The organism is Pseudomonas sp. ES3-33 (assembly GCF_000952175.1).
Classification (GTDB): domain Bacteria; phylum Pseudomonadota; class Gammaproteobacteria; order Pseudomonadales; family Pseudomonadaceae; genus Aquipseudomonas; species Aquipseudomonas gregormendelii.
Window position 1 is genome coordinate 1 of the sequence record NZ_JZRI01000138.1, and the last position, 9,284, is coordinate 9,284.

8 protein-coding genes and 1 tRNA gene are annotated in these 9,284 nt (G+C 56.3%); 2 read left to right on the top strand and 7 right to left on the bottom strand.

Annotated features, from left to right (window positions below; translation table 11 throughout):
- Positions 1 to 252: 252 nt before the first annotated feature.
- The 7 genes from UB23_RS22915 to queA form a co-directional block, all read right to left on the bottom strand.
- On the bottom strand, positions 253 to 1,230 hold the full coding sequence (locus UB23_RS22915) for an IS5 family transposase (RefSeq protein WP_045061575.1): 978 nt from the start codon (positions 1,228 to 1,230) through the stop codon (positions 253 to 255).
- A 361-nt stretch (positions 1,231 to 1,591) separates the two neighbouring features.
- Positions 1,592 to 2,140 (bottom strand): glycine zipper 2TM domain-containing protein, encoded by a 549-nt coding sequence (locus tag UB23_RS22920; RefSeq protein ID WP_045061576.1) that lies wholly within the window; start codon positions 2,138 to 2,140, stop codon positions 1,592 to 1,594.
- A gap of 121 nt (positions 2,141 to 2,261) precedes the next feature.
- Positions 2,262 to 3,176, bottom strand: a complete 915-nt coding sequence (gene secF, locus UB23_RS22925) for a protein translocase subunit SecF (protein WP_045061577.1) — start codon at positions 3,174 to 3,176, stop codon at positions 2,262 to 2,264.
- Positions 3,177 to 3,185: 9 nt separating this feature from the next.
- Positions 3,186 to 5,054 (bottom strand): protein translocase subunit SecD, encoded by a 1,869-nt coding sequence (secD, locus tag UB23_RS22930; RefSeq protein ID WP_045061578.1) that lies wholly within the window; start codon positions 5,052 to 5,054, stop codon positions 3,186 to 3,188.
- A 63-nt stretch (positions 5,055 to 5,117) separates the two neighbouring features.
- Entirely contained in the window at positions 5,118 to 5,453 is a 336-nt protein-coding gene (gene yajC, locus UB23_RS22935; protein ID WP_007982729.1) for a preprotein translocase subunit YajC, read from the bottom strand.
- Between the two features lie 43 nt (positions 5,454 to 5,496).
- Entirely contained in the window at positions 5,497 to 6,612 is a 1,116-nt protein-coding gene (tgt, locus tag UB23_RS22940; RefSeq protein WP_163019375.1) for a tRNA guanosine(34) transglycosylase Tgt, read from the bottom strand.
- A 14-nt stretch (positions 6,613 to 6,626) separates the two neighbouring features.
- Positions 6,627 to 7,676, bottom strand: coding sequence for a tRNA preQ1(34) S-adenosylmethionine ribosyltransferase-isomerase QueA (gene queA / locus UB23_RS22945; protein WP_045061580.1), 1,050 nt, complete (start codon positions 7,674 to 7,676; stop codon positions 6,627 to 6,629).
- Between the two features lie 108 nt (positions 7,677 to 7,784).
- Here queA and UB23_RS22950 point away from each other — a divergent pair.
- Both UB23_RS22950 and UB23_RS22955 read left to right on the top strand, forming a co-directional pair.
- A tRNA-Leu gene (locus UB23_RS22950) sits at positions 7,785 to 7,869 on the top strand.
- A 175-nt stretch (positions 7,870 to 8,044) separates the two neighbouring features.
- A complete protein-coding gene (locus tag UB23_RS22955) occupies positions 8,045 to 8,374 on the top strand; it encodes a hypothetical protein (RefSeq protein WP_045061581.1) in 330 nt (109 codons plus the stop codon).
- Positions 8,375 to 9,284 lie beyond the last annotated feature (910 nt).

The following is a 9,284-nucleotide window of genomic DNA, read 5'->3' on the forward strand; positions in this document are numbered from 1 at the left end:
CAAAAAAAACTACAACAATAGGAATTTTCCTATATTGATTTAAGCACACCGAACTTTTCGCCATTACAGTATAGAAAAGCATCCTTCCAAGACTGTATGAATACCTAGGGAAGGTCTGAAGTACCCACCGATTTTTGACGCCCTCGCTACTTGAGGTTCAAAAAATCTTGAGTCGGTCGAAAAACAGACCTTCTTGTCCTTAATTCACGGGTTTTTCCTCTGATCGCGCTGTTTCAAGGCGATTAGCCCGCATTACAGACGCACCTCGCCCATACCCATCAACCGTTTTCGCACCATCCACAGGTTCGACAATGCGAACAACGTTGTCTGTTGCGCGATGTTTTTCACCAGACCACGAAAGCGCACTTTTGTATAACCAAACTGGCGCTTGATCACGCGAAACGGGTGCTCAACCTTGGCCCGCACCTGCGCTTTCGCGTATTCGATCTTGCGGCGCATACGCCCGATCAGGCTCTTTTTTCCGTGCTTTTTATGGCTGCTTGGCCGGGCGGCAATCGACCAGATCATCTCGCGCCCCTTATGTTCGGGACGCTTGTCTACACCGGTGTAACCCGCATCGCCAGAGACGTACGTTTCATCACCATGGAGCAACTGATCGACTTGCATTACGTCCGCCACATTGGCCGCAGTGCCCACCAGGCTATGTACCAGGCCGGATTCGGCATCGACGCCAATGTGCGACTTCATCCCGAAAAAATATTGGTTTCCTTTCTTCGTCTGATGCATTTCTGGATCGCGTTTGCCATCTTTGTTCTTGGTCGAACTCGGCGCGTGAATGATCGTCGCATCGACCACTGTACCTTGGCGCAGCAGCAAACCACGATCACCCAAATAGCCGTTGATGACCTGCAAAATTCCACCGGCCAACTCATGCTTTTCCAACAGCCGACGGAAGTTGAGGATCGTGGTTTCATCGGGAATCCGATCCAGATTCAAGCCTGCGAACTGGCGCAGAATTGTCGTTTCATACAGTGACTCTTCCATCGCCGGATCGCTGTAGCCGAACCAGTTTTGCATCAGATGAACCCGCAGCATGGCCATCAACGGATACGCCGGACGCCCCCCTTCGCCCTTTGGATAATGCGGCTCGATCAAGGTAATCAAACCCTTCCAGGGCACCACCTGATCCATCTCAATCAGGAAGCGTTCGCGGCGGGTCTGCTTACGTTTGCCGGCATATTCGGCATCGGCGAAGGACATCTGTTTCATCGGGGCTCAACTGTTTCGTTTGTGCGAGGTGGCTATTTCACCAGATCGGGAAGTCTTTTTCAGAGTTTCCCTAGCTTTCTGCGAATGCGTCACAAGAAAATTCACCATATCGAAAGACACGCAGCATTTTTCGTGATGGCTTACACCCAAGGAGCGTTTCGCAGTCGGGCAAGCTTATTTCCGGTCTCGACTTGGTGGCCATCGATGTCGAGCATATGTTCATCATGAGAATGATCGAATTAGAGGAGTCAACATGATGAGGCTCCACGACAAATCGGTGCCACCGGGATAAGAGGCATTGCCAAAATAGCGGGCACAAAAAAGCACCCCGCAGGGCGCTTTTTGATAAAACGGTCGGCGCTTACTGAGCCGGTTCGTTCTGTGACAGCACCAGCTTGCCTTCCTTATCCACCGGAATCTGGTTGCCCGGATCGCGATCCATCCGCACCTTGCCTTCCTTGCCGTCCAGCGAATAACGGACGTCGTAGCCTACGACCTTGTCGCTGATGTCATTCACCGTGTTACAGCGAGTCTGGGTGGTGGTATAGGTATCGCGGTTCTGCATACCTTCCTGCACTTTGTTACCGGCATAACCGCCGCCCACGGCGCCAGCTACGGTGGCGATCTTCTTGCCGGTGCCGCCGCCGACCTGATTACCTAGCAAACCACCGGCCACTGCGCCAATGGCGGTACCGAGGATCTGATGTTGATCCTTGACCGGTGCCTGGCGGGTCACGGCCACGTCCTTGCACACTTCACGTGGCGTCTTGATCTGTTTCTTGACCGGGTCAACGGCTAGAACTTGCGCATACTCAGGGCCGCTTTTAACCAGGCTGTAGGTGGCAACAGCACCCCCGGCAGTCACACCGACAGCACCCAATACCGCACCAACCAGCAACGACTTGTTCACTTGAACCTCCTGACCATCATAGGCGGGACAACGCCCGCGCTTCTCCCAGCCTTGGAGCATAAAAAAAGGCGCGAGTTCAATACTCGCGCCTTTTAGGCCGACAGCTGGAAGACGAAAGCCGTTATGGCCGGTCGTCGACTTCCTTATCGGTAGCCACTGGAGGAATCAGATCCTCAGTGCTCAGGTTCAGCCAGATCAGCACCACGTTAGCGATGTAGATCGACGAGTAGGTACCCGCCAGAACACCGATAAACAGCGCAATGGAGAAGCCCCACAGGTTGTCACCGCCGAAGAACAACAGCGCCGCAATCGCCAGCAACGTGGAGATCGAAGTAGCCATGGTCCGCAGCAGGGTCTGGGTGGTCGAGATGTTGATGTTCTCGATCAGCGTCGCCTTGCGCAGCACCCGAAAGTTCTCTCGAACCCGGTCGAATACCACGATGGTGTCGTTGAGCGAGTAACCAATGATCGCCAGCACCGCCGCCAATACCGTCAGGTCGAAGGTGATCTGGAAGAACGACAGGATACCGATGGTCACGATCACGTCGTGGATGAGCGAAACAATGGCGCCGACCGCGAACTTCCACTGAAAGCGGAAGGCCAGGTAGATCAGGATGCCGCCGAGCGCCATCAGCATGCCTAGGCCGCCCTGGTCGCGCAGTTCTTCACCGACCTGCGGGCCGACAAACTCGACTCGCTTGACCGCCGCCGGGTTGTCGCCGCCAACCTTCAGCAGCGCTTCAGCGACCTGATGACCCAGCTGCGGGTCTTCACCCGGCATCCGCACCAGCAAATCGGTAGTTGCACCGAAGCTCTGCACGATCGCGTCGTGATAACCCGAAGCAACCAGCTGCTCGCGCACCTTGGTGACATCGGCCGGATGCTCGTAGGTCAGCTCGATGAGCGTACCGCCGGTGAAGTCCAGGCCCCAGTTCATGCCCTTGGTCGCAACACTGAACAAGGCCAGCAACGTGAGGAACAATGTGACGCCGAACGCAACGTTGCGAACGCCCATGAAGTTGATTGTACGTAACATGGCAGCCCCTTAAATCCACAACTTCTTGAAGTCACGACCGCCGAAGATCAGGTTGACCATCGCGCGGGTCACCATGATGGCCGTGAACATCGAGGTAAAGATCCCGAGGGACATGGTCACTGCGAAGCCCTTCACCGGACCGGTGCCCATGGCGAAGAGAATCCCGCCGACCAGCAACGTCGTCAGGTTGGCGTCGAGAATCGCAGTGAATGCCCGGCCGAAGCCTTCGTTGATTGCCCGCTGGATGGTCATGCCCGCCGCAATCTCTTCACGAATCCGCGAGAAGATCAGCACGTTGGCGTCAACCGCCATACCCATGGTCAATACGATACCGGCGATACCCGGCAGGGTCAGCGTAGCACCCAGCAGCGACATCAGCGCCAGCAGCAACACCATGTTCACTGCCAGAGCGACGGTGGCGATGATGCCGAAGAAGCGGTAGATGGCGATGATGAACAGCGAGACAAACAGCATGCCCCACAGCGACGCATCGATACCCTTGGTGATGTTGTCCGCACCCAGGCTCGGGCCGATGGTGCGCTCTTCCGCGAAGTACATCGGGGCAGCCAGGCCACCGGCACGCAGCAGCAGTGCCAGCTCGGAGGACTCGCCCTGGCCGTTCAGGCCGGTGATACGGAACTGAGCACCCAGTGGCGACTGGATGGTCGCCAGGCTGATGATCTTCTTCTCTTCCTTGAAGGTCTGCACCGCCACATCTTTCTCGACGCCGTCGACCACTTGCTTGGTGTAAGTGGTCACAGGACGCTGCTCGATGAAGATCACCGCCATGCTGCGACCGACATTGTTACGGGTCGCACGGCTCATCAGCTCGCCACCGTGGCCATCCAGGCGGATGTTCACTTCTGGCGTACCTTGCTCGCCGAAGCCAGCCTTGGCGTCAGTCACCTGGTCACCGGTGATGATCAGGCTACGCTCGATCTGTGCCGACGGACGATTGCCTTCACGGAACTCGAACGTTTCCGAAGTGGCTTTCGAAGCGCCCGGCTCTGCAGCCAGACGGAACTCGAGGTTGGCCGTCTTGCCCAGGATACGCTTGGCTTCAGCCGTGTCCTGCACGCCTGGCAGCTCAACCACGATGCGGTTGGCGCCCTGGCGCTGCACGATCGGTTCGGCAACACCCAGCTCGTTGACGCGGTTACGTACCGTGGTCAAGTTCTGCTTGATGGAGTATTCGCGGATTTCCGCCAGCTTGGCCGGGGTCATCGCCAGACGCAGCACCGCCTGACCATTGAGGTCGGCCGGAACAATATCGAAATCGTTGAAGTTCTTGCGGATCAGTGCACGGGCCTGCTCGCGGGCAGCTTCATCAGTGAAACCCAGCTGAATGGCACCGTTGAGTTGCGGCAGGCTGCGATAGCGCAGCTTCTCTTTGCGCAACAGGCTCTTGACGTCGCCTTCGTAGACTTTCAGGCGGGCATCGAGGGCTTTGTCCATGTCCACTTCCAGCAGGAAGTGCACACCACCGGACAAGTCCAGACCCAGCTTCATCGGGTGCGCGCCCAGGCTGCGCAGCCATTGCGGGGTGGTTTGTGCCAGGTTCAGTGCAACGACGTAGTCATCACCCAACGCCTTGCGCACAACGTCCTTGGCTGGCAGTTGGTCTTCAGCCTTGACCAGGCGAATCAGACCGCCCTTGCCACCTGCCGTCAGCGAGGTCGCCTTGACGTTGATCCCGGATGCCTTGAGCGCAGCGCTCACTCGATCCAGATCAGCCTGATTGACCTGCAGCGCAGTGCTTGCACCGCTGACCTGAATGGCCGGGTCATCAGGATAAAGATTGGGAGCGGAATAAATCAGACCGACCGCCAGCACCGCCAGGATCAGAATGTATTTCCACAGAGGGTATTTGTTCAGCATCACGCCGCCCGCTTATGACGCGGGGCGCCTTGCGCGCCCCGTCGATTGAGTAGAAGTTGAAACTTAGATCGCTTTGAGCGTGCCTTTTGGCAGCGTGGCGGCGATAGCGCCTTTCTGGAACTTCATTTCGACAGTGTCAGAAACTTCCAGAACCACGAAATCATCAGCCACTTTGGTGATCTTGCCGGCGATGCCGCCAGTGGTCACAACTTCGTCGCCTTTTTGCAGGCTGCTCAGCAGGTTCTTCTGCTCTTTGGCGCGCTTGGCCTGTGGACGCCAGATCATCAGGTAGAAGATGACCAGGAAACCCACCAGGAAAATCCACTCAAAGCCGCCGCCCATTGGGCCTGCAGCAGGTGCAGCAGCGTCAGCCATGGCGTTAGAGATAAAAAAGCTCATTTAGCACTCCAGTTGCAAATGTTGAATCTTGGGGTCAGAAAACTCAGTCCAAAGGCGGAACGGGAAGCCCGCGTTTGGCGTAGAAGGCATCGACAAAGGCGGCCAATGTACCCTGTTGAATAGCCTCGCGCAAACCAGCCATAAGCACCTGGTAATGGCGCAAATTGTGGATGGTATTCAACATGCTACCCAGCATTTCGCCACACTTGTCCAGATGGTGCAGATAAGCACGGGAGAAGTTCTGGCAGGTATAGCAATCGCAGGTCGGATCCAGCGGCGAATCATCATGGCGATGGAACGCGTTGCGGATCTTCAGCACGCCTGTATCAATGAACAGATGCCCATTGCGGGCATTACGGGTTGGCATCACGCAATCGAACATGTCCACACCGCGGCGCACACCCTCAACCAGATCTTCCGGTTTGCCAACGCCCATAAGGTAACGAGGTTTGTCAGCCGGCATCTGGCCCGGCAGATAATCCAGCACCTTGATCATCTCGTGCTTGGGTTCGCCCACCGACAGACCGCCAATGGCCAGGCCGTCGAAGCCGATCTTGTCCAGGCCTTCCAGGGAGCGCATGCGCAGATCCTGGTGCATGCCGCCCTGAACAATCCCGAACAGCGCCGCCGTATTGTCGCCATGGGCATTCTTCGAACGCTGGGCCCAGCGCAACGACAGCTCCATGGAAATGCGCGCGACGTCTTCGTCAGCCGGGTACGGCGTGCATTCGTCAAAAATCATCACGATGTCCGAGCCCAGGTCACGCTGAACCTGCATCGACTCTTCCGGCCCCATGAACACCTTGGCGCCATCCACCGGGGAGGCGAAGGTCACGCCCTCCTCCTTGATCTTGCGCATGGCGCCCAGGCTGAACACTTGGAAACCACCGGAGTCAGTCAGGATCGGGCCTTTCCACTGCATGAAATCGTGCAGGTCGCCGTGCTTCTTGATCACTTCGGTGCCAGGGCGCAGCCACAGGTGAAACGTGTTGCCCAGAATGATTTCCGCGCCGGTGGCGGTGATATCCCGCGGCAGCATGCCCTTCACGGTGCCATAGGTGCCCACCGGCATGAACGCCGGGGTCTCGACGGTACCGCGCGGGAAGGTCAGGCGACCGCGACGAGCCTTGCCGTCTGTGGCAAGCAACTCAAACGACATACGACTTTGGCGACTCATTCTTTGTCCTCAGGGCCACGTGGTGCGGGGTTACGGGTGATAAACATCGCATCACCGTAGCTGAAAAAACGGTATTCATGCTCCACGGCGGCTTTATAAGCGGCCATGGCTTCGGGATAACCGGCGAACGCCGAAACCAGCATCAACAGCGTGGATTCGGGCAAATGGAAATTGGTGACCAGGGCATCGACCACATGAAACGGCCGCCCGGGGTAGATAAAGATGTCGGTATCGCCACTGAACGGCTTGAGCACGCCATCGCGCGCGGCACTTTCCAGGGAACGCACGCTGGTGGTCCCCACCGCCACTACCCGCCCACCGCGAGCGCGACAGGCCGCCACCGCATCCACCACGTCCTGGCCGACTTCCAGCCATTCAGTGTGCATGTGGTGATCTTCAATCTTCTCGACGCGCACCGGCTGGAACGTGCCCGCACCCACGTGCAGGGTCACGAACGCGGTCTCGACGCCCTTGGCGGCAATCGCCTCCAGCAGCGGCTGATCAAAATGCAGCCCCGCCGTCGGCGCCGCCACCGCGCCCAGGCGCTCGGCGTACACCGTCTGATAACGCTCGCGATCCGAGCCTTCATCCGGGCGGTCTATATAAGGAGGCAACGGCATGTGCCCGACACGGTCCAGCAGGGGCAACACCTCTTCACTAAACCCCAGCTCGAACAACGCATCATGACGGGCCAGCATCTCGGCCTCGCCACCGCCGTCGATGAGGATCTTCGACCCAGGCTTGGGCGACTTGCTGGACCGCACATGGGCCAGCACGCGATGATTGTCGAGCACCCGCTCAACCAGAATTTCCAGCTTGCCGCCGGAAGCTTTCTGGCCAAACAGCCGCGCCGGAATCACCCGGGTATTGTTGAACACCATCAAGTCGCCTGGGCGTAAATGCTCAAGCAAATCAGTGAATTGACGATGTGCCAGGGCGCCGCTGACCCCATCAAGGGTCAACAGGCGACTGTTGCGACGCTCAGCCAAAGGATGGCGAGCGATCAGCGAATCAGGGAGCTCGAAAGTAAAGTCAGCAACGCGCATGATGGGGTTCGTCTAGCAGGGCCGAGAAGTCTAGCGGAAATATCAAAAATTCTCCATGAAACGTGATTGACCAACGGTAATCTCATCTCTATACTTCGCCGCCATTGAGCCCTGATGGCGGAATTGGTAGACGCGGCGGATTCAAAATCCGTTTTCGCAAGAAGTGGGAGTTCGAGTCTCCCTCGGGGCACCAAAATTGAGAAAGGTCTTGCTTTGCAAGGCCTTTTTTTTCGCCTGCGATAAAGCACCTGACACCCCACCACCGCGTAGGAGCTGCCGAAGGCTCGGGCCGCGATCGGACGATCTTTTGATCCTGCTCCTCTCGCCCCGCTCCCACACCCGGTGAAACATTTCACAAGGATTCCCCCATGGAATTGCTCCTGGAAACCGTCGCCCTGTTCTGCCTGAAGCTCACACATGAGACGGAAGGCTCGAGCCCGATTCTGCGCGACGATCCGATCATGAGCGATTACGAGCGCGAGGTTTTTGGTTTACTGGTGCGCCAGGGGGATGTCGCGGCGATCCAGTTGAGGGTCAACCAATGCCTGGCGTTGGCACTGGATGCCTTGGGGGGCGTGGATAGGCCCTTGGGGCGCGAGCTGCAAAGGCTGTCGATGGATTTTTGTGGCGCGCAGAGTTTGCAGCAACTGGAAGCGCCGCTTCTGCTGCTGCAGAACTATCTGAAAGACATTTATTGACCACCAAAAATCAATTGGTAACGGCAAACCTCAAGTGTGCCACCGCGTCGCTGTTTCACGCGTTGCAAGATGCTTGCGTTGTCCAAAACCATAAACTCATACACTGGCACCTTCAATTTTTTCGGTTGGCCTACATCTCCTGATTATTTTACTTTCACCGTCCGCTTCCTGACTCATCCGCTCGAGTCTTTCGGCTGCGCTGGTACCCGGGCACATAATCCTGGCAGTATTCAGCAGGCTGTTGATCTTATTCTGCAAATCAAGCAACTTGCCCTCCTTAGCGTCCAAGCCTGCCCTCAGCGACCCTAGGCGATATGCCCTACGGCGTTTACAGATAGCGATTAAATATAGCGGCTAGTTATTCTCGCCACGCAACTGCAGACTCTAGCCCCAATAGACTTTTACAACGCCAACTCCATTTCATTAATCTGCGATCATAGCGATGGAATAAAACCAAACGCCATACTTCGTTCATACCGAACGCAAAGCAAAAGACACCTGACTGGCGGGACGTACTTAATCGTGCGCGCTCACCTCCCCAAGCCTCTTCCATGGACTTCGATACGCATGCAAACAACTGCATTCCCATACCGAACAAGAAAATTTTTTAATTATTTTTGCTCAAGGGCAAGACTGCAGCAACCACCCATAATTGAAGAACTTCCTGACCTAGCGCTGAATATCTTTTTTTGAGAGAGGGACGGGCATGAATTGATCTCTCGATCCCTAGCTTGATGATATTTAATGAACGCTGGAGATATTGCCCGAGAGCAGTAACTTAAGACCCTACCCGGGAATTCTCTGCCCTAATAAAAGGGAGCAAGACAATACGAAATAGAAGCTTTTTTGTCAGACCATACTCAGCATAAATTCTGCGCGCCAAATATTTAATAAACCTGATACAAAAAAG

Excerpts from the sequence above, each read along its gene's own strand:
- UB23_RS22915 (WP_045061575.1), bottom strand. The coding sequence starts at position 1,230 with ATGAAACAGATGTCCTTCGCCGATGCCGAATATGCCGGCAAACGTAAG.
- secF (WP_045061577.1), bottom strand. The coding sequence starts at position 3,176 with ATGTTACGTACAATCAACTTCATGGGCGTTCGCAACGTTGCGTTCGGC.
- secD (WP_045061578.1), bottom strand. The coding sequence starts at position 5,054 with ATGCTGAACAAATACCCTCTGTGGAAATACATTCTGATCCTGGCGGTG.
- yajC (WP_007982729.1), bottom strand. The coding sequence starts at position 5,453 with ATGAGCTTTTTTATCTCTAACGCCATGGCTGACGCTGCTGCACCTGCT.
- tgt (WP_163019375.1), bottom strand. The coding sequence starts at position 6,612 with ATGTCGTTTGAGTTGCTTGCCACAGACGGCAAGGCTCGTCGCGGTCGC.
- queA (WP_045061580.1), bottom strand. The coding sequence starts at position 7,676 with ATGCGCGTTGCTGACTTTACTTTCGAGCTCCCTGATTCGCTGATCGCT.
- UB23_RS22955 (WP_045061581.1), top strand. The coding sequence starts at position 8,045 with ATGGAATTGCTCCTGGAAACCGTCGCCCTGTTCTGCCTGAAGCTCACA.